At 61.1% G+C, this 20,942-nt stretch carries 22 protein-coding genes; 14 read left to right on the top strand and 8 right to left on the bottom strand.

Annotated features, from left to right (window positions below; all coding sequences use genetic code 11):
* The first annotated feature begins 144 nt into the window (after nt 1-144).
* Complete coding sequence (locus EA797_RS18185; RefSeq protein ID WP_122167798.1) at nt 145-1,122, top strand: quinone oxidoreductase family protein; 978 nt, start codon at nt 145-147, stop codon at nt 1,120-1,122.
* A 36-nt stretch (nt 1,123-1,158) separates the two neighbouring features.
* On the opposite strand, the gene tsaC is transcribed toward EA797_RS18185, so the two are convergent.
* The 3 genes from tsaC to EA797_RS18170 all read right to left on the bottom strand — a co-directional run bounded on the left by tsaC (nt 1,159) and on the right by EA797_RS18170 (nt 3,979).
* Nucleotides 1,159-1,716, bottom strand: a complete 558-nt coding sequence (gene tsaC, locus EA797_RS18180) for an L-threonylcarbamoyladenylate synthase type 1 TsaC (RefSeq protein ID WP_122167796.1) — start codon at nt 1,714-1,716, stop codon at nt 1,159-1,161.
* Nucleotides 1,717-1,777: 61 nt separating this feature from the next.
* Nucleotides 1,778-2,869: a DNA-processing protein DprA gene (gene dprA, locus EA797_RS18175; protein WP_122167794.1), complete on the bottom strand. Its 1,092-nt coding sequence runs from the start codon at nt 2,867-2,869 to the stop codon at nt 1,778-1,780.
* 84 nt (nt 2,870-2,953) lie between these two features.
* Nucleotides 2,954-3,979 carry a LysM peptidoglycan-binding domain-containing protein gene (locus EA797_RS18170; protein ID WP_122167792.1) on the bottom strand — a complete coding sequence of 342 codons (1,026 nt, stop codon included), beginning with the start codon at nt 3,977-3,979 and terminating at the stop codon, nt 2,954-2,956.
* 148 nt (nt 3,980-4,127) lie between these two features.
* Between EA797_RS18170 and def the strand changes: the two genes are divergently transcribed.
* From def to trkA, 4 genes are all read left to right on the top strand, one after another.
* Entirely contained in the window at nt 4,128-4,634 is a 507-nt protein-coding gene (gene def, locus EA797_RS18165; RefSeq protein WP_122167790.1) for a peptide deformylase, read from the top strand.
* 52 nt (nt 4,635-4,686) lie between these two features.
* A complete protein-coding gene (fmt, locus tag EA797_RS18160) occupies nt 4,687-5,616 on the top strand; it encodes a methionyl-tRNA formyltransferase (RefSeq protein ID WP_122167788.1) in 930 nt (309 codons plus the stop codon).
* A 5-nt stretch (nt 5,617-5,621) separates the two neighbouring features.
* Nucleotides 5,622-6,947 carry a 16S rRNA (cytosine(967)-C(5))-methyltransferase RsmB gene (gene rsmB, locus EA797_RS18155; protein ID WP_122168120.1) on the top strand — a complete coding sequence of 442 codons (1,326 nt, stop codon included), beginning with the start codon at nt 5,622-5,624 and terminating at the stop codon, nt 6,945-6,947.
* Nucleotides 6,948-7,011: 64 nt separating this feature from the next.
* Nucleotides 7,012-8,385, top strand: coding sequence for a Trk system potassium transporter TrkA (trkA, locus tag EA797_RS18150; protein WP_122167786.1), 1,374 nt, complete (start codon nt 7,012-7,014; stop codon nt 8,383-8,385).
* 90 nt (nt 8,386-8,475) lie between these two features.
* Here the strand turns inward: trkA and EA797_RS18145 are convergent, their stop codons facing one another.
* The gene (locus EA797_RS18145) at nt 8,476-9,129 is read right to left on the bottom strand and encodes a 7-cyano-7-deazaguanine/7-aminomethyl-7-deazaguanine transporter (protein WP_122167784.1); all 654 of its coding nucleotides are present in this window, start codon (nt 9,127-9,129) and stop codon (nt 8,476-8,478) included.
* A gap of 172 nt (nt 9,130-9,301) precedes the next feature.
* Nucleotides 9,302-10,711: a MocR-like ectoine utilization transcription factor EhuR gene (gene ehuR, locus EA797_RS18140; protein ID WP_122167782.1), complete on the bottom strand. Its 1,410-nt coding sequence runs from the start codon at nt 10,709-10,711 to the stop codon at nt 9,302-9,304.
* 242 nt (nt 10,712-10,953) lie between these two features.
* Between ehuR and ehuB the strand changes: the two genes are divergently transcribed.
* The 5 genes from ehuB (at nt 10,954) to EA797_RS18115 (ending at nt 14,584) form a co-directional block, all read left to right on the top strand.
* Nucleotides 10,954-11,808 carry an ectoine/hydroxyectoine ABC transporter substrate-binding protein EhuB gene (ehuB, locus tag EA797_RS18135; protein WP_122168118.1) on the top strand — a complete coding sequence of 285 codons (855 nt, stop codon included), beginning with the start codon at nt 10,954-10,956 and terminating at the stop codon, nt 11,806-11,808.
* Between the two features lie 243 nt (nt 11,809-12,051).
* On the top strand, nt 12,052-12,711 hold the full coding sequence (gene ehuC, locus EA797_RS18130) for an ectoine/hydroxyectoine ABC transporter permease subunit EhuC (RefSeq protein WP_122167780.1): 660 nt from the start codon (nt 12,052-12,054) through the stop codon (nt 12,709-12,711).
* A complete protein-coding gene (ehuD, locus tag EA797_RS18125) occupies nt 12,708-13,367 on the top strand; it encodes an ectoine/hydroxyectoine ABC transporter permease subunit EhuD (protein WP_122167778.1) in 660 nt (219 codons plus the stop codon). The genes ehuC and ehuD overlap by 4 nt, the downstream gene beginning before the upstream one ends.
* Complete coding sequence (gene ehuA, locus EA797_RS18120) at nt 13,364-14,188, top strand: ectoine/hydroxyectoine ABC transporter ATP-binding protein EhuA (protein WP_122167776.1); 825 nt, start codon at nt 13,364-13,366, stop codon at nt 14,186-14,188. The genes ehuD and ehuA overlap by 4 nt, the downstream gene beginning before the upstream one ends.
* Nucleotides 14,189-14,254: 66 nt before the next feature.
* Nucleotides 14,255-14,584 (top strand): tetratricopeptide repeat protein, encoded by a 330-nt coding sequence (locus tag EA797_RS18115; RefSeq protein WP_122167774.1) that lies wholly within the window; start codon nt 14,255-14,257, stop codon nt 14,582-14,584.
* 19 nt (nt 14,585-14,603) lie between these two features.
* On the opposite strand, the gene EA797_RS18110 is transcribed toward EA797_RS18115, so the two are convergent.
* The 3 genes from EA797_RS18110 to EA797_RS18100 form a co-directional block, all read right to left on the bottom strand.
* Nucleotides 14,604-14,876, bottom strand: a complete 273-nt coding sequence (locus EA797_RS18110) for a PilZ domain-containing protein (protein ID WP_122167772.1) — start codon at nt 14,874-14,876, stop codon at nt 14,604-14,606.
* A gap of 31 nt (nt 14,877-14,907) precedes the next feature.
* Complete coding sequence (locus EA797_RS18105; protein ID WP_122167770.1) at nt 14,908-15,795, bottom strand: lysophospholipid acyltransferase; 888 nt, start codon at nt 15,793-15,795, stop codon at nt 14,908-14,910.
* Nucleotides 15,796-15,871: 76 nt separating this feature from the next.
* Complete coding sequence (locus tag EA797_RS18100; protein WP_122167768.1) at nt 15,872-16,435, bottom strand: DNA-3-methyladenine glycosylase I; 564 nt, start codon at nt 16,433-16,435, stop codon at nt 15,872-15,874.
* Nucleotides 16,436-16,573: 138 nt separating this feature from the next.
* On the opposite strand from EA797_RS18100, the gene glyQ reads away from it, so the two are divergent.
* Genes glyQ through EA797_RS18080 form a run of 4 tightly spaced genes read left to right on the top strand, consistent with a single transcriptional unit; the run spans nt 16,574 to nt 20,859 of the window.
* Nucleotides 16,574-17,521, top strand: a complete 948-nt coding sequence (gene glyQ / locus EA797_RS18095; RefSeq protein ID WP_122167766.1) for a glycine--tRNA ligase subunit alpha — start codon at nt 16,574-16,576, stop codon at nt 17,519-17,521.
* Nucleotides 17,518-19,572: a glycine--tRNA ligase subunit beta gene (glyS, locus tag EA797_RS18090; RefSeq protein WP_122167764.1), complete on the top strand. Its 2,055-nt coding sequence runs from the start codon at nt 17,518-17,520 to the stop codon at nt 19,570-19,572. Before glyQ ends, glyS begins: the two co-directional genes overlap by 4 nt.
* A 4-nt stretch (nt 19,573-19,576) precedes the next feature.
* Nucleotides 19,577-20,119 (top strand): D-glycero-beta-D-manno-heptose 1,7-bisphosphate 7-phosphatase, encoded by a 543-nt coding sequence (gene gmhB / locus EA797_RS18085; RefSeq protein WP_122167763.1) that lies wholly within the window; start codon nt 19,577-19,579, stop codon nt 20,117-20,119.
* The gene (locus EA797_RS18080; RefSeq protein WP_122167761.1) at nt 20,116-20,859 is read left to right on the top strand and encodes a lysophospholipid acyltransferase family protein; all 744 of its coding nucleotides are present in this window, start codon (nt 20,116-20,118) and stop codon (nt 20,857-20,859) included. Before gmhB ends, EA797_RS18080 begins: the two co-directional genes overlap by 4 nt.
* Nucleotides 20,860-20,942: the final 83 nt, after the last annotated feature.

The raw sequence follows: 20,942 nt of genomic DNA, 5'->3' as shown, positions 1-20,942 counted from the left end.
TGGCAATGTGGCTGCACGGACGCCTCGGCAGGACCGGTTCGCCAGTGCTGGAACGGTTGGGCCGGCAAGCATATCACCCGTCCAATTGACGAATGCGGCCCAGAAGCGTTGGATAGGCTCCTTTGCATTTGCCCAGGAGTCGATATGTCGCAGCGCATCCAGTTCAGCCAGCACGGTGGTCCCGAGGTTCTCGAGCAAGTGGATGCGCCCGTCGCCGCACCAGGCGCAGGCGAGGTTCGTGTACGCAACCACGCGATAGGCCTGAACTTCATCGACACCTATTTCCGGGGGGGTCTCTACGTCCCGCCAAGCCTGCCGTCAGGCCTGGGTACAGAAGGTGCCGGAGAAATCGAGGCGGTGGGCGAGGGCGTCACGGACTTCCAGGTTGGCGACCGTGTCGCCTATGCCACCGGGCCCTTGGGCGCTTATGGCGAACACCACAGCTTGCCGGCCCGGCATCTGGTGAAATTGCCCGACAGCATCAGCTACGAGCAAGCAGCGGCCGTCATGCTCAAAGGCCTGACCACTCAATATCTGCTGCGGCAGGTTTATCAGCTTAAAGCGGGCGAAACAGTGCTCTTCCACGCCGCCGCAGGCGGAGTTGGCTCTATCGCCTGTCAGTGGGCAAAGGCTATCGGCGCGCAGCTGATCGGTGTGGTGGGTTCGGCAGAAAAAGCCGAGCGGGCCAAATCACTAGGAGCCTGGGCGACCATCGACCGTAGCCAGGAAGATATCGTGCAGCGCGTGCTGGAGCTGACCGATGGCAAGAAATGTCCCGTCGTCTATGACTCGGTAGGCAAGAGCAGCTGGGAAACCTCGCTTGATTGCGTCGCGCCGCGCGGGCTGCTGGTGAGCTTCGGCAATGCCTCGGGCGCGGTTACTGGCGTGAATCTTGGCGTGCTGGCGCAAAAAGGCTCGCTGTACGTGACTCGTCCGGTGCTGGCCGGCTACGCGGACACCGCCGAGCGCCTGCGCGCCATGGCGACCGAGCTGTTCGACATGATTGCCAGCGGCAAGATCAAGGTTGAGATCGGTCAGCGTTACGCCCTGTCAGACGCGGCCGAGGCGCAGCGACAGTTATCAGCAGGCAAGACCACCGGTTCGACGATCCTGCTGCCCTGAGCCATACATCCGTAGGCTGTATCTCCCTGGCCCGGCTCAGGACGGCCGAATCACCTCGCCGTTGCGCAGGTCCCTGATGGTGCTGGGGTTGCGCCGGCCGCCCAGGGAGCCACCCAGTACGCCGTCCAGCTGGCCAGGAAAATACTGCTCGACCCGCAACCGCGAGCGTGCCGAAGGCCGACCGGCAGGGTTGGCGGAAGTGGATACCAGGGGACCGGTAAAGGCACAGAGTCGCGCCACCAGCGGATGGTCGCTGACACGCAACGCTACACTGTCGTGCTTGCCCGTGATCCAGTCCGGCAGGCGATCTCGATGCGGCACCAGCCAGGTGTTAGGCCCAGGCCAGGTGCCGGTCAGGCGATCCAACCAGCGCTCGGGTAAATCTTCGAGCAGAAAATCGAACTGTTCGATGCAATCTGCCACCAGAATCAGTCCCTTCTCCACCGGGCGCTCCTTGAGGGCCAACAGCCGGTGCACCGCGTCGCTGTCCCATGGATCGCAACCCAACCCCCAAACCGCCTCGGTCGGATAGGCGATTACCCCGCCACGCCGGACCACCCGGGCTGCCTGCTGCACACGCCAATTGCCGACCATTGCGACCTCCGCTGATTTGTTCGGCGCAGTGTACCCAAGCGCATGTTGCCGTCCAGCAGGCTCAGCTTGCGCGCGCGATCCAGACGCCATTCTCGCAGGCGACCAGCCCTTCGATCTCCAGCTCGGTAAGATCTGCCAATACCTCTGCCAAGGGTTGCTCAACTGCAATGGCGAGGGTCTCGCTGGTCATTGGCGCCGCGTGCAGTTGATCAAGCAACGGATGAGAGTGTCGAGAATGGTGCGGCTGGGAAGTGACAGGTGCCTGCTGCCAGCCGCGCAGCGCCTGCAGCACGTCTTCGACACTCTCTACTAACGCCGCGCCCTGTCGTATCAACTGGTGACAGCCGCGGGCGCCGGGATGATGAATCGACCCAGGAATCGCGTAGACCTCTCGACCCTGCTCGGCGGCGAGGCGAGCTGTGATCAGTGACCCGCTGGACGGGCTGGCCTCGACCACCAGCACGCCCAGCGAAAGGCCGCTGATGATTCGATTACGGCGTGGGAAGTTGGTCGCCTGCGGTGGACAGTCCAGCGGAAATTCTGAAACCAGGGCGCCACCGCCTTCGACGATCCGGGCGGCAAGACCAAGGTGCCGACGTGGGTATAGTTGCTGCAGACCGGTGCCCAGCACCGCGATGGTCTTCCCGCCGACATCCAGCGCGCCCTGATGCGCGGCGCCGTCGATGCCCAAGGCGAGCCCGCTGGTGATCACGAAGCCGCCGCCCGCCAGGCTTCTTGCGAAGGCCGTGGCGTTGTCCAATCCGGGTCGGGAAGCACGACGGCTACCCACTATGGCCAGCTGGGGTCGCTCGAGCAGGCTTGGGTCTCCATCAACAAATAGCAGTGGCGGCGCGTCTGGCAGCTCTCCCAGCAATGCAGGATAGTGCGCGTCGTCCCACATCAGCACCTGATGGCCAGGCTGCTCAAGCCAGCTCAACGCCAGTGCGGCACGCTCGCGGATCTCGGGGCTGCGTCTGGGCTCGGCGCAGCTTGCTGGCAACCCAAGCGCACGCCAGGCGGAGGCAGGCGCGCTGAGTGCAGATGAGGCGTTGGGGAATGCGCTGAACAGCTTTTGCAGACGCCGAGGACCAACCTCCGGCAGCAAATGCAGGCGTAGGCGGGCTTCAAGTTCGGCAGGGGAAATCGAGGGCATCAGAGAACGTCCTTGTCTCGTCGCACCGCATCCATGCGGTGAGGGCAGCAGAAAAAAGCCCCGCTTGTGCGGGGCTCGGGTAACTCAGGGGTTGCGGACCTTGTCCATCACCGCCAGCGAGCGGGTCGCCTGCAATACCAATCCATAGCTCAGCTTGTCGTAGGTGCGGAAGACCATCAGCAAACCGGAACGCTCGTCCGGGATCTTAACGTTCTCGCCGGTAACGCGGTCACGGACGGTTTCACCGGTTTTGTAGACAGCCAGGACGTTGCCGATCTTCAGGCCATCCCGCGCGCCCTTGTTCAACGTAACCACGTCGAACTGGCCGATCTGGGTAACGCCGCGAGGCACGTCCAGAATCACACCGTTGACCTCTTCCTTCGGCTCGCTCGGCATGAAGGTCGAGTTAACCGCACGCTCTTCGCTTGGGAACATGCGATCGCCGATGCGCGCTTCCTGAGTGACTCGGGTGAGCATCATGGTGGCGATGTCACCTTCCATCTCGAGCCGCTCGGCCGTGCCGACGTCATCGGCGTTGATGCCCAGAAACTCATTGGTTTCGGGATCAGCGTAGGTCTTACCCTGGCGGAAGATGCCGTAGATGTTGATGTTGTCCTGGAATTCGCCGCGACCATAGATCCGATCACCGGAGCCGCTGATCACCCGCTCTGCATTGCCGGCAACGATATACGGCGCTGCCTGGAACTCGGCTGCGCTGTCGACGATGCGATTGCTCAGCAGAAAGCTGTTGATCGCTTCCAACGGAATCGTGCTGATCGCCTCGGCCATGGGCGTGCTGCGAACGGATGGAGAAAGTTTGATGGTGCCGCGCGATGTGCCGCGGTTGAGCATGACCCGCGGCTGGCCGTCGACGTAGACCAGGCTCAGGCTGTCGCCTGGGTAGATCAGGTGTGGATTTTCCACCTGCGGGTTGGCATGCCAAAGCTCCGGCCATTTCCACGGTTCGCTGAGGAAACGAGCGGATATGTCCCAGAGTGTGTCGCCCTTCACTACGGTGTATTGCTCAGGATGGCCATCCTTCAGCTCCACAGCGGCCTGCGCCATGCCGCCAACCGCCACCAGCAGCAGGGCGAGTAGTGATTTCCTCATGTGGTGAATCCCTTTATGATGTGCCTTCACGTAAAGCGCCCTAGCGCCGCAGAAACCCTTGTGGAAAGCGGCGTTAAGCCGTTTACAAGCTGCCCGGCATCTTAGCAGCGGCTTTTGACTTTATTCCATAAGTGCATCACAAACGCATATGGCAATCCTGAACATCTTAGAATTTCCTGATCCGCGCCTGCGCACCATCGCCAAATCGGTGGACGTGGTCGACGACGGCATTCGTCAGCTCATCGACGACATGTTCGAGACCATGTACGACGCGCCGGGCATCGGCCTGGCAGCTACGCAGGTAAACGTGCACAAGCGGGTAGTGGTGATGGATCTGTCCGAGGACAAGTCCGAGCCGCGGGTTTTCATCAATCCCGAGTTCGAATACCTGACCGACGAGATGGAGCAGTACCAGGAAGGTTGCCTTTCGGTACCTGGCTTCTATGAAAATGTCGATCGGCCGCAGAAGGTGAAGATCAAGGCGCTGGACCGCGACGGCCAGCCCTACGAACTGATTGCCGAAGGCCTGCTCGCCGTGTGCATCCAGCATGAGTGCGATCACCTCAACGGCAAGCTTTTCGTCGACTACCTGTCCAATCTCAAGCGCGACCGGATCAAGAAGAAGCTGGAAAAGCTTCATCGTCAGCAGGCTTGATTCCGACCCAAAGGCTTGCAGCAGCAAGCCTTTTTTATTGACGAGTTATTCAATGCGCATCGTTTTTGCCGGTACTCCGGAATTTGCCGCCCAGCACTTGCAGGCCCTGATCGAGACCGGTCGCAACGTGATCGCGGTTTACACCCAGCCGGACCGCCCAGCCGGTCGCGGTCAGAAGCTGATGCCCAGCCCGGTCAAACAGCTCGCACTGCAACACGAGATTCCGGTTCATCAGCCGCAAACGCTGCGCGATCCTGACGCCCAGGCTGAACTGGCTTCTCTGCAGGCGGACCTGATGATTGTGGTGGCCTATGGCTTAATTCTGCCGCAAGCCGTGTTGGACATGCCGCGTTTAGGCTGCATCAACAGCCACGCTTCGCTGCTGCCGCGCTGGAGGGGTGCCGCGCCGATTCAGCGCGCCGTTGAAGCTGGTGATGCCGAATCCGGGGTGACGGTGATGCAGATGGAAGCAGGGCTCGATACCGGGCCAATGCTGCTCAAGGTCAGCACGCCGATTGCCGACGACGATACCGGCGGCAGCCTGCACGACCGGCTCGCAACGCTGGGCTCCAGCGCCGTGGTCGATGCGGTCGCCGCGCTAGAAGCTGGCACGCTCGTTGGCGAGGTGCAGGACGACAGCCTGGCAACCTACGCCCACAAACTGAACAAAGACGAAGCACGCCTTGACTGGACACGCCCGGCGGTCGAGCTCGAACGGCTAGTACGAGCCTTCCATCCCTGGCCGATCTGCCACAGCGTGCTCGATGGCGCCGCTGTGAAAGTTCACGCCGCCGAGTCGGCCTCCGGGCAAGGGGCGCCAGGGCAGATCATCGACGTCGGTAAGGATGGCCTGGAGGTGGCCTGCGGTGCCGGGTCGCTGCGGCTGACACGTATTCAATTGGCTGGCGGCAAGCCACTGGCGTTCAGCGATCTGTTCAATAGCAGGCGAGAGCAATTCACACCCGGCAAGGCGTTCGAATAATGTCGATGAATCCGCGCCTGGCCGCTGCCCGCGCATTGAGCGTCGTGCTCTCCGGCAAGGCATCGCTGGGCAGCAGCCTGCCCGATGTACTGGGCAAGGTGGACGCCCGTGATCGTGGCCTCACCCAAGAGCTGGCATTCGGCACTGCCCGCTGGCAGCCGCGTCTCTCGGGCCTTGCCGAGCGACTGTTGCAAAAGCCGTTCAAGGCTGCCGATCGCGACGTTGAGGCTTTGCTGCTTGTCGGTCTTTACCAGCTGTTCTACACACGCATACCGCCACACGCCGCCATAGGCGAAACCGTCGGCTGCGTTGAAAAACTCAAGAAGCCTTGGGCCAAGGGGCTGCTCAACGCCGTGCTGCGCAACGCCCAGCGCGAAGGCGAGGCGATCTTTGCCGAGCTCGAGCGTGACCCGGTCATCCGTTTCGCCCACCCACGCTGGCTGCAGAAGTCGCTCAAGGCGCACTGGCCTGACGACTGGGAAGCGATTTGCGTCGCCAACAATGCGCACCCTCCCATGATGCTTCGGGTCAACCGTCGTAAGGCCAACCGTGACAGCTATCTTGCCGAGCTGCAGGCCGCCGGCATCGAAGCCTTCGCCTGCCACCACAGCGAGGACGGCATACGTTTGGCCGAGGCTTGCGACGTCACGCAGTTGCCGGGATTTGCCGAAGGCCACGTCAGTGTCCAGGACGAAGCCGCGCAACTGGCCGCGGGCCTGCTCGACCTGGCCGCCGGCCAGCGAGTGCTGGACGCCTGTTGCGCGCCCGGCGGGAAAACCTGTCATATCCTCGAACGCGAGCCAGGCCTGGCTGAGGTTGTCGCACTGGATCTGGAGTCCAAACGGCTCCAGCGCGTGCAGGAAAACCTTGATCGCCTGCAACTCGGGGCCAAGCTGGTGGCGGCTGATGCACGCGCAACCGAGCAATGGTGGGATGGGCAGCCGTTTCAACGCATTCTTCTCGATGCACCTTGTTCGGCAACCGGTGTGATCCGGCGCCACCCCGACATCAAACTTGCCCGCCAGGCTGATGACATCGCGCCGCTGGCCCTTCTGCAGGGCGAGATGCTCGATGCACTCTGGCCAACGCTCGCGGTCGGAGGGGTGCTGCTGTATGCCACCTGCTCGGTGCTACCGACCGAGAACCGCGAGGTCATCGCGTCATTTCTGGCACGCATGCCCGGTGCCAGGGAGCTGGATTTGCCGAGCGGATTCGGCGTCGCGCAGTCTCATGGGCGTCAGTTGCTGCCGCAGGATGAAGGCCACGACGGTTTCTACTACGCCAAACTGATCAAAATCGCGGCCCAACCCAAGGCCGGAACCAGTCAATGAGCCAGGCAGACGCCTTGGCCATCATGGAAGTGGCGGGTAACAGCCGCCTTTCAGGAGCGATCGCGTGAAGATCATCATTCTCGGTGCAGGGCAGGTAGGCGGCACGCTTGCGGAGAACCTCGCCAGTGAAGCCAACGACATTACCGTTGTGGACACCGATGCCGATCGTCTGCGGGACCTCGGCGATCGCCTGGACATTCGCACCGTGGTTGGCCGTGGGTCCTTTCCAACCGTGCTGCGCCAGGCGGGTGCGGACGACGCCGACATGCTGGTGGCAGTGACCAATAGCGACGAGACCAACATGGTCGCCTGTCAGGTCGCCTACACGCTGTTCCATACCCCTACCAAGATCGCCCGGGTACGCGAGTCGGTCTACCTGACCCGCTCCGGCCTGTTCAGCAACGAGGCGATACCAGTCGACGTTCTGATCAGCCCCGAGCAGGTGGTGACCAACTACATCAAGCGTCTGATCGAGCACCCGGGCTCGTTGCAGGTCATCGACTTCGCCGGTGGCAAGGCTCAGCTGGTCGCGGTACGGGCTTATTACGGCGGGCCGCTGGTGGGGCAGGAACTCCGCCAGCTGCGCAACCACATGCCGAATGTCGATACCCGTGTCGCTGCGATCTTCCGCCGGAATCAGGCCATCCTGCCGCAGGGCGACACGGTGATCGAAGCCGATGACGAGGTGTTTTTCATCGCTGCTCGCGGGCATATCCGTGCGGTGATGAGCGAGATGCGTCGCCTCGATGACAACTACAAGCGCATTGTGATCGCTGGCGGCGGGCACATCGGCGAGCGCCTGGCCGAAGCCATTGAAAGCCGCTACCAGGTGAAGATCATCGAGATGAATCCGGCGCGTTGCCGCTATCTCTCCGATACCCTCGACAGCACCATCATCCTTCAGGGCAGCGCGTCGGATCGCGATCTGCTGGTTGAAGAAAACATCAACGACGCCGACGTCTTCCTGGCCCTGACCAACGACGATGAGGCCAACATCATGTCCTCGCTGCTGGCCAAGCGGCTGGGCGCGCGCAAGGTGATGTGCATCATCAACAATCCGGCATATGTCGACCTGGTCCAGGGCGGCGAGATCGATATCGCCATCAGCCCGCAGCTGGCCACCATCGGTACGCTGCTGACCCACGTGCGCCGTGGCGATATCGTCAGCGCCCACTCATTGCGCCGGGGCGCGGCCGAGGCCATCGAGGTGATTGCGCACGGCGACTCGCGCTCGAGCAAAGTGGTCGGTCGCGCCATCGGCAAGATTGCCTTGCCACCGGGCACCACCATCGGCGCCATCATCCGCGACGAGCAAGTGTTGATCGCCCATGACAACACCGTCATCGAATCGGGCGACCACGTCATCCTGTTCCTGGTGGATAAACGTCACATCCGTGATGTGGAGCGGCTGTTCCAGGCCGGCTTGACGTTCTTCTGATGCGGCTGCCGGTTCCGGCAGCGCCGAATGACCACCCGCGGCGAGTGGTCATTTCTAGTAGCTCATCAGTGCCTGTGGGCGGCGTGAGGCCTAAACCGTAGCGGTCCGCTGACCGGGCAGCATGCGCACGATAGCGTTGAGCAACATGCCGTACAGCGGCACAAACAACGCCAGGCTGACGATCAGTTTGATGGCGTAATCGACGCTGGCAATTTCCACCCAGTTCGCCGCCATGAACGGGTCGTCGCTATGCCAGAAGGCGATAGAGAAGAACAGGAAGGTGTCGAGCAGGTTGCCAAAAATGGTCGAGGCGCTCGGCGCGATCCACCACTGGCGCAAGCCGCGCAGGCGATCGAACACCTGAATGTCGAGAATCTGGCCAAGCGCATAGGCGAGGAAGCTGGCAATCGCGATGCGGAAAACGAACAGGTTGAACTCGCCCAGCGACGCAAGGCCGGCAAATGCGCCCTGATGGAACAGCACCGATATCACGTAGGACGCTACCAGCGCCGGCAGCATGACCTGAGCGATCACCCGTCGCGCCGGGCCTTTGCCCAGCAGGCGCACGGTCAGGTCGGTGGCCAGAAAGATGAACGGAAAGCTGAATGCGCCCCAGGTGGTGTGCCAGCCGAACAGGGTGATTGGCAGCTGTACCAGATAGTTGCTGGCGATGATGATGAGAATGTGAAACGCGATCAGCCCGGCCAGCGTGGCACGGCGGACCGTTGAAGGGATCTGCAACATGGCATTTCCTTTTTGGAGTGATGGGGTTAGGGAACCCATTGCCCGACCGACATGGCCGGAGCGGCGCGCATTCTAGTGGCATTTCGATGCTGACGGTAGCGCGCCGGTCGGAATGTCATCTGGCTAGGTCTCTCTAGCCGCACCGGATAACGGCGGCTGCGCATCTGTCGGATCAACGCGCGCCGCGAAATTCGTGAATTTCCGGGTACTGCTCGAAGACGTCGCGGATGCTCGCCAAACCCTTGCGCAGCCGTTCATCCCCGCACTCTGCACCTATGCACAGGCGCATCGCCCTTGGCCGCTGGCTACCCGGCGGCAAGAAGGGATCAGGCAACGTCAGCGCAATGCCGCGTTCCCGCAACTCATGCTGCAGGGCATCGAGCTCCCAATGCTCGGGCACCTCGAGCCAGGCGCTGAGTGATGCAGGATGGTTGCCGCGCAAGTAATCACCCAATTCTGCAGTCACCGCAGCCTGCCGACCGGCGATCAGATTGCGCTGCAGGTTCACCAATTCGGCAGCACGACCCCGCTCTATCCAGCGCGTGGCGATTTCGCCGAGCAGGGGAGCGGCCATCCAGCTGTTCACCCGGAAGATGCTTTCGGTGCGCAGCGCCAGCCGCCGAGGCATGGCCAGGTAACCGAGACGCAGGCCGGTCAAAACCGATTTGGTCAGGCTGGTGCAATAGAAAGACAGTTCGGGCAGATAGTGGCTGATGGGCGGCGCTTCCCGAGCATCACCAAGCAGAGGCCCGTAAACGTCGTCCTCGATCACGAAGACACCATAGCGCCGGGCGATCTCGGCTATCTCGCGCCGGCGCGAATCGGGCATCAGGCTGCTGGTGGGGTTGTTCAGATTCGGCGTGCACACTAACGCAGTGACGCGCTCATTACCGCAGAGATCCTCGAAGTGTTCCGGATCTAGCCCATGGCGGTCGGCATCCACACCCTGGAGCTTGAAGCCGAGCACTTGCGCAGTGCCGATCACGCCGTGGTCGGTGCAGCTCTCGCAGAGCACCAGATCATCCGGCCCCGCCAAGGACGCCAGCGCGAGGAAAATGGCCTGGGAAGTGCCGTTGGTCAGCAGCAGGTCCCGCGGCTCTACGGTGAGTCCCAGGCCAGCGAGCCATCGCGCGCCGACCTCGCGATGATGTTCGAAACCAGCGATGGGGCGACAGGCGTGTATCCACGGCTGCTCATGCTCGGCTGCCAGCTCCGCGCAGGTCTGTCGCCAGTAGCGGTCATGAAGCTCGGTATGAACGATACGCACGGTAGAAAAGTCGAGCAGCGCGTGCTCGCCGCGGTCGAGCATGGACGTGGCCACCCGCTCACTGATCCGCCGGCTGACAAAGCTGCCACGGCCGACCTCACAGCGCACCCAGCCCTGGCGCTCCAGCTCCTTATAGGCGTTTGTGACGGTTTGCACGCTGATCCCAAGCTCCGCAGCCAGCAACCGCTGCGGCGGCAGGCGATCGCCATCCTTCAACTCGCCCCGCTCGATATCGGTCGCGATGGCCGTGACCAACAGCTTGTATTTCGACCCGCCGCCATGATCGGCAACCAAGGCCTCTTTCCAATTACGCATGGGGTCCACCTCTGTCGAGGCGACAGGATCAGGCGAAGCGCAATGTCATGCAATTGTCCTAGTGCAATCCTATGGAGAAAACTGCCTTTGCTATCCTCGGTCAGCGAAACGCGGCACGTCTTCGATTAAAAGACGATAGAAGCCGCGCCGAGGCAGGGAGCGCCCTGTCCTGATGCTCTTGAAGCTGCCCTCCGAATAGCAGGCTCGCCTGCGGACCATAAAAAAGCACAGGAGAATTCATGATGAATCGCGCACGACCATTCCATTTCGGAAAGCTATTGTTGGCATCCGCCGTACTGACCGGCTTCTCCATCGGCGGTCTGGCACAGGCTGACACGCTCGACAAGATCAAGTCGGACAGCAGCGTCCGCATTGGCTATGCCAACGAGACGCCCTTCGCGTACACCGCCACCGACGGCAGCGTGACAGGCGAGTCACCGGAAATCGTCGAGAAGATCTTCCAGAAGATGGGCATCGAAACCATCAATCCGGTGCTTACCGAGTGGGGCTCGCTGATCCCCGGATTGCGCGCCAGCCGTTTCGATCTGATTGCCGCCGGCATGTACATCACGCCCGAGCGTTGCAAGCAGGTGCTGTTTACCGACCCGCACTATCAGCTTCAGGACACGCTGCTGGTAAAGGCCGGCAATCCCAAGCAACTGGGCAGCTATGAGGACATTGCCAAGGACGAGTCGATCAAGCTCGCGATCATGTCCGGCACCGTCAACCTCAACTACGCGCGCAAGGCAGGCATCAAGGATTCGCAGATCGTCCAGGTGCCCGACACCACCTCTCAGTTGCAAGCCGTGCGCACCGGGCGAGCCGACGCAGCGGTCGGCACGCAGCTGACCATGAGAGGCCTGGCCGAGAAGGCAGGCGACCAGGTCGAAGCTACGGACGACTTCAAGGACGATCCGGCCAACACCGGTTACGGCGCACTGGCGTTCCGTCCGCAGGACAAGGAGCTGCGCGATGCAGTCAATGCCGAGCTGAAGAAGTGGCTCGGCAGTGATGATCACCTGAAGACCGTCGAACCCTTTGGCTTCGACCGCTCCAACGTCACCGACAAGACCGCCGAGGAACTCTGCAGCGCCTGAGCCAGTGGTGCATAAACAAGGAATCGGCGTGGGTATCAGCCCACGCCGGCCTTCCATGTGAATAGCCTTCAGATAACTCCACGCCTCCTCTTCGGCCCCGTCGCAACACCGCGACGTGACCGCTTTCGACTGGCCTCTAGGCAGTCCCAGAACGCTTCCCGGCGCGGGGTCATTTCTCCTCACGCAGCAAAGCCTGACCGGCGATTTGCTCGCGTTGTCGCGCCGCCAAACCGGATATCCAAGATGAACGAACTACTCCCCCTCATGCTGGAAGGGGCCTGGGTGACCGTGCAGATCACCTTCTGGGGCTCCTTGCTGGCGATCGTCGCTGCGCTGATCGGCGCCTTGGGCCGCCTTTCGCCCATCGCTCCGCTGCGCTGGCTGGCCATCGCTTACATCGAAGTGTTCCGAGGCAGTTCACTGCTGGTGCAATTGTTCTGGCTTTACTTCGTCCTGCCGATGCCACCTTTCAACATCAGCATGAGTGCCTTCAACGTGGCAGTCATAGGGCTGGGCCTGAACATCGGCTCCTACGGGGCAGAGGTGCTGCGCGGCGCCATCCGGTCTGTCCATGAAGGGCAATACGAGGCGTGCCAGGCGCTGAACATGACCGCCTGGCAGCGTTTGCGTCGGGTCATCCTGCCTCAAGCGCTGCTGGCCGCGATCCCTCCAGGCACCAATCTGCTGATCGAGCTGCTGAAGAACACCTCGCTGGTTTCGCTGATCACCCTGTCGGATCTGGCCTTCCGCGCGCGTCAGCTGGACCAGGCCACGCTGATGACTCTGGAAATCTTCGGCCTCGCGCTGGTGATGTATTTCATCCTGGCGCAGATCATCAACTTTTCCATGCGCACGCTGGAGAAACGCCTGGCGCGCGGACGCATGCGCGGAGGAATGTCATGAACTTCTTCGACTGGCAGTTCGCCTGGGAAATTCTTCCCAGACTGCTCGACGCATCGCTGAAAACCATCGGCATCACCATTGCCGGCTTTTCCATCGCCATCGTCCTGGGTTTGTTCCTGGCGGTTGGACGCCGCAGCCGTTACCGCTGGCTGTCCTGGCCGATGACCGGCCTGATCGAGTTCATCCGCAGCACGCCATTGCTGATCCAAGTGTATTTCCTGTTTTTCGTGCTGCCCAACTACGGCTTCAATCTCACTGCATTGCAGGCGGGCATCATCGGCATTGCGCTGCACTACGCCTGCTACACGGCAGAGGTGTACCGCGCCGGGCTCGATGCGGTGCCCCGCGCGCAGTGGGAGGCGGTGACGGCGCTGAACATGAAGCCGCTGGTGGCCTATCGCAAGGTGATCCTGCCACAGGCACTGCGACCGATTCTGCCGGCGCTGGGCAATTACATGATCTCGATGCTCAAAGACACGCCAGTGCTATCGGCCATCACCGTGGTGGAGATCATGCAACGGGCCAAGAACATCGGCTCGGAACACTTTCGCTATCTTGAACCGATCACCATGGTCGGCCTGTTCTTCCTCATTCTCAGCCTCGGCCTCGCCTGGTTCGTGCGCCGACTGGAACACCGTATGGAGCTAGCCCGATGAACGCACCGATTACTGCCGGCGACCCGACCAGCACTTCCAACGAACCCGAGCTGATGGTGCAGTTTCGCGATGTGAGCAAGCACTTCGGTGATCTGACCGTCCTGAACCACCTCGATCTAGATGTCAGAACGGGTGAGAAAGTCGCCATCATCGGCCCCAGCGGCTCAGGCAAATCCACGCTGCTGCGTGCTCTGATGACGCTAGAAGACATCGACGAAGGCGTGATCATGGTCGACGACGAGCCGTTGACCCATATGCCGGACACCAACGGCGAGCTGGTGCGCGCCAATGCGCGGCATCTTCGCCGCGTTCGGGGAAAGGTCGGCATGGTATTTCAGAGCTTCAACCTGTTTCCGCACATGAGCACCCGGCAGAACGTGATGGAGGCGCCGGTGCAGGTGCTGGGCCTATCGAAGAAAGAAGCCCGTGAGCGTGCCGAAGAATTACTGGCCATGGTGGGCCTGGACGACAAGCTCGATCACTATCCATCGCAACTGTCCGGCGGCCAGCAGCAGCGGGTGGCCATCGCCCGGGCACTGGCAATGCGGCCCAAGGTAATGCTGTTCGACGAGGTCACCTCGGCGCTTGACCCGGAACTCTGCGGCGAAGTGCTCAATGTCATACGCCGGCTTGGGGAAGCACACAGCCTGACGATGCTGATGGTTACGCATCAGATGGGTTTTGCCCGGGAATTCGCCGACCGCGTATGCTTTTTCAACGAAGGCCGAATTCATGAACAGGGCACGCCGGATGAGCTGTTCGGCAACCCGCAGGAAACCCGTACGCAGGAATTTCTCAGTGCGGTGACCCAGGCGAGCTAGGCTTAGAGCGAGGCGTGTCGTTCAAGATGGACGCAGACACGCAATAGGCTTTTTCAGGGGAACACAATGCTCGAATCACTGCAGAAGATGCTGGCCCAAGGCATGGACAATCCCATGCTGCGCTTCGGCCTTGGCAAGGGTTATCTGGACGCGGGTGAGGCCACCCAGGCGGCAACGCATCTGCAGCGATGCGTTGAACAAAATCCGAAATACTCGGCGGCCTGGAAGCTGCTCGGCAAGGCGTTGCAGGCCAATGCTGACGAAGAGGGCGCACGTCGCGCCTGGGAGCAGGGCTTGGCTACCGCTCAAGCGCAGGGCGACAAGCAGGCAGAGAAGGAAATGACCGTGTTTCTACGCAAACTCGACAAGCAGGCCGGGCTGCAACCGCCCGGCTAAGCAAAGCTTTCGGTTCAACCTACTCATCCTGAATGAAGCGCAGCCCCACGCCTTCACCATCAACCCGCATGACTTCCATCTGCAGTACGGGTGCAGGGATTGGTAGATCCTGCACCTGGCCGCTGACGATCATTCCAAGCTGCAATTCAGTCAGCTGTGGATGCTTTACATAGACCCCACCGTCCGACAGATCGCGGGTATGCGCAAACACCTCGCCGAAGGATTCATGCGTGATGCGGATGCGGCACTTCATCGGTGCGCGGGGATGTTGACGCTGATTCGGGTTTCCCATGACTGTCCCTGTTGTGTTGCGTTAGCTGTGGTCAATACCAGCGCTTTTCACCGGCCGGACGCTTCTTGAAGCGCTTCATCGTCCACATGTATTGGCTCGGCCAGGTACGAACGTAGCGCTCGACAACCCCGCTCATGGCCGCGACCGCGACTTCAACGTTTTCGTCGTACATGGCCGGCGGCGCCGCTTCGAGTATCACCTTGTAGCCCGAACCGTCCTCCAGACGCAACGCGTGAAGAAAGACACCCACTGCCTTGCCACCCGTGAGCATGCCGGGCACGAACTTGCTGGTCAGGGCTTGCGTAGCGAGGAAGGGCACGAATACGCCGGCGCCCTCGCTGGGCTCCGGGTCGGCTGGAATCCCCACAGCGCCGCCTTTGCGCACTTCCTTGATCACACTGATGATGCCTTCGCGTGTCGAAGGCGCAACTTTGTTACCTAGCTGAACTCGCTGGCGTTGCAGCAGATCATCCACGGCCTTGAGCTTTGGCGGACGGTAGAAAATGATGGGTTTGCACTGCGCGCAGTAGAAGTGATTGAGCACTTCCCAGTTACCGAGGTGACTGGTGATCCCAACAACACCCTTGCCAGAGGCAAGCGCCTGCTCCAGAACGTCGAGGCCCTCAACTTCCTTTATCAGCCGCAACGTCTTGTCGGCTGGCCAGATCCAGGCGCATGCGCTTTCGGTGAAGGTCTTGCCGATCTGACGCAAGCTCTGCCCGAGCAGCCGGTCCAGCTCGGCGGGACCAAGTTCGGGGAAGCACTTGGACAGGTTTGTTCGGGCAACCTCGCGGGACCGATTGGGCAGCTTCCACATCAACCAGCCGATGCAGCCGCCTAATGCCTGCACCGCAGCCCAGGGCAGCAGGGCGAACAGACGCAGAAAGCCGACCAACAGGGCACCTTTGAACTTGTCCAAGGATCTCTCCCGAAAAATCAAAGGCGCTAGTGTAACTGCTTAGGGCGTTGCGCTAGTCATCCGGAAGTCTCGGCTTTTAGCTGGCTTCAGGTGCGGCAAGAACCCGGTAGCGATCACAGTCGAGGGTGTGATCCATGACCATGCCGCAGGCCTGCATGAAGGCGTAGCAGATGGTCGGGCCGATAAAGCTGAAGCCAGCCTTCTTGAGCGCGCGGCTCATGGCCTGTGCTTCAACCGTCACCGCCGGAACCTGAGCAATGGACGTGAAGTGATTGATCTTTGGCTCACCCCCGACGAATGACCAGAGCCAGCCAGCCGGATCGTCCAATTCCAGCCAGAGCTGCGCGTTGCGGCGGGTGGACTCGAGCTTGCGGCGGTTACGGATGATGCCCGGATCGAGCATGCGCTCGTCGATCTCGGCATCGGTCATCCGCGCCAAGCGCGCGGGATCGAATCCGAACAGCACCTGGCGATAACGCTCTCGCTTGCGCAGCACGGTGATCCAGGAAAGGCCAGCCTGGGCGCCCTCGAGAATGAGAAACTCAAAAAGCATTTGCGGATCACGGGTGGGCACGCCCCACTCATGGTCGTGGTACTCGATGTACAGCGGATCGTCACTGCACCAGGCGCAACGCGGCATTTTCCCATCCTTGAATGTGCAGCTAAACAGACCGGTAGCATCTTCCTGGCTACACCCGCAGGGCAAGCGCCGCCACGGGTTGAAGCGGTTATCGGGTATACTCCGGAGCTTTCTGTCGAAGCCAGCACAGGTGAAATTTTGACCCAGCCTACGCCTGCCGTGCGCACCTTCCAAGACCTGATTCTCGCCCTGCAAAGTTACTGGGCAGAGCAGGGGTGCGTCGTTCTGCAACCCTATGACATGGAGGTGGGTGCCGGTACATTCCACACGGCCACGTTCCTGCGATCCATTGGCCCGGAGACCTGGAATGCTGCCTACGTGCAACCCTCACGCCGCCCTACCGATGGCCGCTATGGCGAGAACCCCAACCGCCTGCAGCACTATTACCAGTTCCAGGTGGTACTCAAACCAAACCCTGAAAACTTTCAGGAGCTTTACCTCGAGTCGCTGCGCCGTATTGGCGTGGACACGCTGGTGCATGACGTTCGCTTCGTCGAGGACAACTGGGAGTCACCGACGCTGGGCGCCTGGGGTCTCGGCTGGGAAGTCTGGCTGAACGGTATGGAAGTCACCCAGTTCACCTATTTCCAGCAGGTGGGCGGCATCGAGTGCTATCCGGTTACCGGTGAGATCACCTATGGCCTCGAGCGTCTGGCAATGTACCTGCAGGGCGTGGATTCGGTTTACGACCTGATCTGGACCGACGGCCCGTTCGGCAAGGTTACCTATGGCGATGTGTTCCACCAGAACGAAGTCGAGCAGTCCACGTACAACTTCGAGCATGCCAATGTCGACAAACTGTTCGAACTGTTCGATTTCTACGAGTCCGAGGCCAACCGCCTGATTGAGCTGGAGCTGCCTCTACCGACCTACGAAATGGTGCTCAAGGCCTCGCATACCTTCAACCTGCTTGATGCCCGTCGGGCCATTTCGGTCACGGCCCGTCAGCAATACATCCTGCGCGTACGTGCACTGGCTCGCTCCGTCGCACAAAGTTACCTGCAGGCGCGCGCCAAGTTGGGCTTCCCGATGGCGACCCCCGATCTGCGTGACGAAGTATTGGCCAAGCTGGAGGCTGCAGAATGAGTGCATTGGATTTTCTGGTTGAGCTCGGCACCGAAGAGCTGCCACCCAAAGCGCTGGGCAAGCTTTCCGACGCCTTCCGTTCCGGCATCGAAAAGGGCTTGAAGGAAGCCGGCCTCGCGCATGGTCGGGTACAGGCATTTGCTGCGCCGCGACGACTTGCAGTGCTGATCGAGCAGCTCGATACCGAGCAGCCTGATCGCAGCATCAACCTCGATGGCCCGCCGCTGCAGGCAGCATTCGACGCCGAAGGTGAGCCGACCCAGGCTGCGCTGGGCTTTGCCCGTAAATGCGGGGTGGACCTGGCGGAAATCGATCGCAGCGGGCCGAAACTTCGCTACAGCCGTTCGATCCCCGGCCAGCTGACCGCCACGCTGTTGCCGACCATCGTCGAGACTTCCCTCAATGACCTGCCGATCCCCAAACGCATGCGTTGGGCGGCGCGCAAGGAAGAGTTCGTTCGGCCGACCCAATGGCTGGTCATGCTGTTCGGTGATCAGGTCGTTGACTGCACCATCCTCACTCAGCGCGCAGGTCGCGAATCCCGTGGCCATCGTTTCCACAGCCCGAGTCCGGTTCGTATCAGCAAGCCGACGAGTTATCTGGAGGATTTGCGTAGTGCCCACGTGATCGCCGATTTCGCCGAACGCCGTGAGCTGATCGCAAAGCGCGTCGAGCATCTTGCTGGCGAACAAAACGGCAGCGCTATCGTGCCGCCTGCGCTGCTCGATGAAGTCACCGCACTGGTCGAATGGCCGGTGCCGCTGGTTTGCTCATTCGAAGAACGCTTCCTTGAGGTGCCGCAGGAAGCGCTCATCACCACCATGCAGGACAATCAGAAGTACTTCTGTCTGCTCGACGGCAACGGCAAGCTGCTTCCACGCTTCATCACCGTGGCCAACATCGAATCCACAGATGCGGCTCAGATTGTTGCAGGCAACGAGAAGGTCGTGCGTCCTCGTCTTACGGATGCCGAATTCTTCTTCAAGCAGGACAAGAAGCAGAAGCTCGAAACCTTCAACGAACGCCTCAAGAATGTGATCTTCCAGGCCCAGCTGGGCACGGTGTACGACAAAGCCGTGCGGGTATCCAGGCTCGCGTCGTTCATCGCCGAGCGCACAGCAGGCAACGCGCAGTGGGCAGCCCGTGCGGGCCTGTTGAGCAAGTGCGACCTCGCCACTGAAATGGTTGGTGAGTTCCCTGAGATGCAAGGTGTGGCCGGTTACTACTACGCCTTGAATGATGGCGAGCCCGAAGACGTCGCCTCCGCGCTCGACGAGCAGTACATGCCGCGGGGAGCGGGCGCTGAACTGCCCAAAACCGGTACCGGTGCCATCCTCGCCGTGGCCGACAAGCTCGACACGCTGGTGGGCATCTTCGGCATCGGCATGCTGCCAACCGGAAGCAAAGACCCCTATGCGCTTCGCCGTGCGGCATTAGGCATTCTGCGGATCCTGATCGAGAAGCAGCTGGACCTGAATCTGGTTGAGGCCGTGCGCTTCTCCGTTGGCCAGTTCGGTAATCAGGTCAAGGCCCAAGGCCTGGCTGACCAAGTGCTGGAATTCATCTTCGATCGCCTTCGCGCCCGTTATGAGGACGAGGGCGTCGAGGTAGCGTCCTATCTCGCCGTTCGTGCAGTACAACCTGGTTCAGCACTGGACTTCGACCAGCGTGTGCAAGCCGTGCAGGCATTCCGCAGGCTGCCAGAGGCCGACGCCCTGGCGGCGGCCAACAAGCGAGTTTCGAATCTTCTGAGCAAGTTCGAGGCGAAGCTGCCTGAGACGGTCGAACCACGCTACTTCGATAATGCCACCGAGTTCTCGCTGTACTCGGCCTTGCAACAGGCCGAGCAGGCTGTTCAGCCACTTGCAGCTGCGCGTCAGTATCGTGAGGCGCTAGAGCGTCTCGCGCATCTACGCGGCCCGGTGGATGCCTTCTTCGAGGCGGTACTGGTCAATGCCGAAGACGCTTCGGTACGTGCCAACCGCTATGCCTTGCTTGCCCGGTTGAGAGGACTGTTCCTTGGCGTCGCCGACATTTCCGCACTTGGCTAAACCGGTGAAACTCATCGTGCTCGACCGCGACGGAGTCATCAATGAAGACTCCGACGCTTTCGTGAAAAACCCGGATGAATGGATTCCTATAGCGGGTTCGCTCCAGGCTATAGCGAAGCTGTGCGAGGCAGGCTGGACAGTGGCGGTCGCCACCAACCAGTCGGGCCTGGCGCGCGGGTTGTTCGACCCGATGACGCTCGACGACATGCATTTCAAGATGCAGCGGCTGGCGATGGAGGAGGGCGGCCGCGTCGATCTGATCGTGCACTGTCCTCATGGGCCCGATGACGGTTGCGTCTGCCGCAAGCCGCTGCCTGGCTTGTTCCAGCAGGTCGCTGACCACTTTCATCTGGACAACCTCGATGGAGTTCCGGTGGTGGGTGACAGCCTTCGCGATTTGCAAGCTGGAACGCAACTGGGAGGGGCACCCTACCTGGTTCGTACCGGTAAAGGTCTGAAGACCCAGAAGGGCGAGCTACCTCCAGGTACTCAGGTGTTCGATGACCTGGCTGCAGTGGCCGAACACCTGTTGGGAGCGGGCGCATGAGTGCGTTGCTGCCAATACGCGTGGTGCTGTTCTACTTGCTGCTGGCATTCACTGCATTCGCCTGGTGCCTGATCAGCCTGGTCTTCGCGCCTTTCCTGTCTTTTCGTAAGCGCTACCGGTTCGTGGTGCAGACCTGGTGCCGCAGTGCAATTTGGCTGGCCAAGACGGTGGTCGGGTTGCGCTACGAAGTCAGCGGACAGGAGAACATCCCGCAGAAGCCCTGCGTGATTCTCTCCAAGCACCAGAGCACCTGGGAGACATTTTTTCTCTCGGCGTACTTTGAACCGCTGAGTCAGGTTCTCAAGCGAGAGTTGCTCTATGTGCCCTTCTTCGGCTGGGCAATCATGCTGCTCAAGCCCATCGCGATCGACCGTGAAAACCCCAAGGCAGCGCTGCGTCAGGTGGCCAAGCAGGGACAAGAGCGTTTGGATCAGGGCGCCTGGGTGCTGATTTTTCCGGAGGGTACACGTGTGCCGGTCGGCCAGACTGGCAAGTTCTCTCGTAGTGGGGCCTCGCTCGCAGTGAATGCCAAGCTGCCCGTGCTGCCCATCGCCCACAATGCTGGAGTGTATTGGCCGAAGTCTGGCTGGGGAAAAAAGCCCGGTACGATCAAGGTCGTGATTGGCCCACCCATGCACGCTGAAAGCGAAGGGCCCCGAGCGGTTGCCGAGCTCAATCAGCGTGCCGAAGACTGGGTGAATGCGCAGGTAAGGCAACTGGAATCAACGGCTGACATGTAAGCCGGTTTCGGCGATTACAAGGCGCAAAAAAGGGGGAGCAGACTAGGTCTGCTCCCCCTTTTCATTACCGCCTCGCTCAGTCT

The sequence above is a fragment of the Stutzerimonas zhaodongensis genome, assembly GCF_003696365.1.
Classification (GTDB): Bacteria; Pseudomonadota; Gammaproteobacteria; order Pseudomonadales; family Pseudomonadaceae; genus Stutzerimonas; species Stutzerimonas zhaodongensis.
Note: the sequence above shows the minus strand (reverse complement) of the source record. Positions and strands in the feature narration are given on the sequence as shown.

Bases quoted from the DNA above. Each gene is read 5' to 3' on its own strand.
- fmt (WP_122167788.1), top strand. From the start codon at position 4,687: ATGCGCATCGTTTTTGCCGGTACTCCGGAATTTGCCGCCCAGCACTTG.
- EA797_RS18185 (WP_122167798.1), top strand. From the start codon at position 145: ATGTCGCAGCGCATCCAGTTCAGCCAGCACGGTGGTCCCGAGGTTCTC.
- EA797_RS18110 (WP_122167772.1), bottom strand. From the start codon at position 14,876: ATGGGAAACCCGAATCAGCGTCAACATCCCCGCGCACCGATGAAGTGC.
- ehuR (WP_122167782.1), bottom strand. From the start codon at position 10,711: ATGCGTAATTGGAAAGAGGCCTTGGTTGCCGATCATGGCGGCGGGTCG.
- ehuB (WP_122168118.1), top strand. From the start codon at position 10,954: ATGAATCGCGCACGACCATTCCATTTCGGAAAGCTATTGTTGGCATCC.
- EA797_RS18100 (WP_122167768.1), bottom strand. From the start codon at position 16,435: ATGCCGCGTTGCGCCTGGTGCAGTGACGATCCGCTGTACATCGAGTAC.
- ehuC (WP_122167780.1), top strand. From the start codon at position 12,052: ATGAACGAACTACTCCCCCTCATGCTGGAAGGGGCCTGGGTGACCGTG.
- rsmB (WP_122168120.1), top strand. From the start codon at position 5,622: ATGAATCCGCGCCTGGCCGCTGCCCGCGCATTGAGCGTCGTGCTCTCC.
- EA797_RS18115 (WP_122167774.1), top strand. From the start codon at position 14,255: ATGCTCGAATCACTGCAGAAGATGCTGGCCCAAGGCATGGACAATCCC.
- ehuD (WP_122167778.1), top strand. From the start codon at position 12,708: ATGAACTTCTTCGACTGGCAGTTCGCCTGGGAAATTCTTCCCAGACTG.
- def (WP_122167790.1), top strand. From the start codon at position 4,128: ATGGCAATCCTGAACATCTTAGAATTTCCTGATCCGCGCCTGCGCACC.
- EA797_RS18080 (WP_122167761.1), top strand. From the start codon at position 20,116: ATGAGTGCGTTGCTGCCAATACGCGTGGTGCTGTTCTACTTGCTGCTG.
- tsaC (WP_122167796.1), bottom strand. From the start codon at position 1,716: ATGGTCGGCAATTGGCGTGTGCAGCAGGCAGCCCGGGTGGTCCGGCGT.
- EA797_RS18170 (WP_122167792.1), bottom strand. From the start codon at position 3,979: ATGAGGAAATCACTACTCGCCCTGCTGCTGGTGGCGGTTGGCGGCATG.
- dprA (WP_122167794.1), bottom strand. From the start codon at position 2,869: ATGCCCTCGATTTCCCCTGCCGAACTTGAAGCCCGCCTACGCCTGCAT.
- glyS (WP_122167764.1), top strand. From the start codon at position 17,518: ATGAGTGCATTGGATTTTCTGGTTGAGCTCGGCACCGAAGAGCTGCCA.
- ehuA (WP_122167776.1), top strand. From the start codon at position 13,364: ATGAACGCACCGATTACTGCCGGCGACCCGACCAGCACTTCCAACGAA.
- EA797_RS18145 (WP_122167784.1), bottom strand. From the start codon at position 9,129: ATGTTGCAGATCCCTTCAACGGTCCGCCGTGCCACGCTGGCCGGGCTG.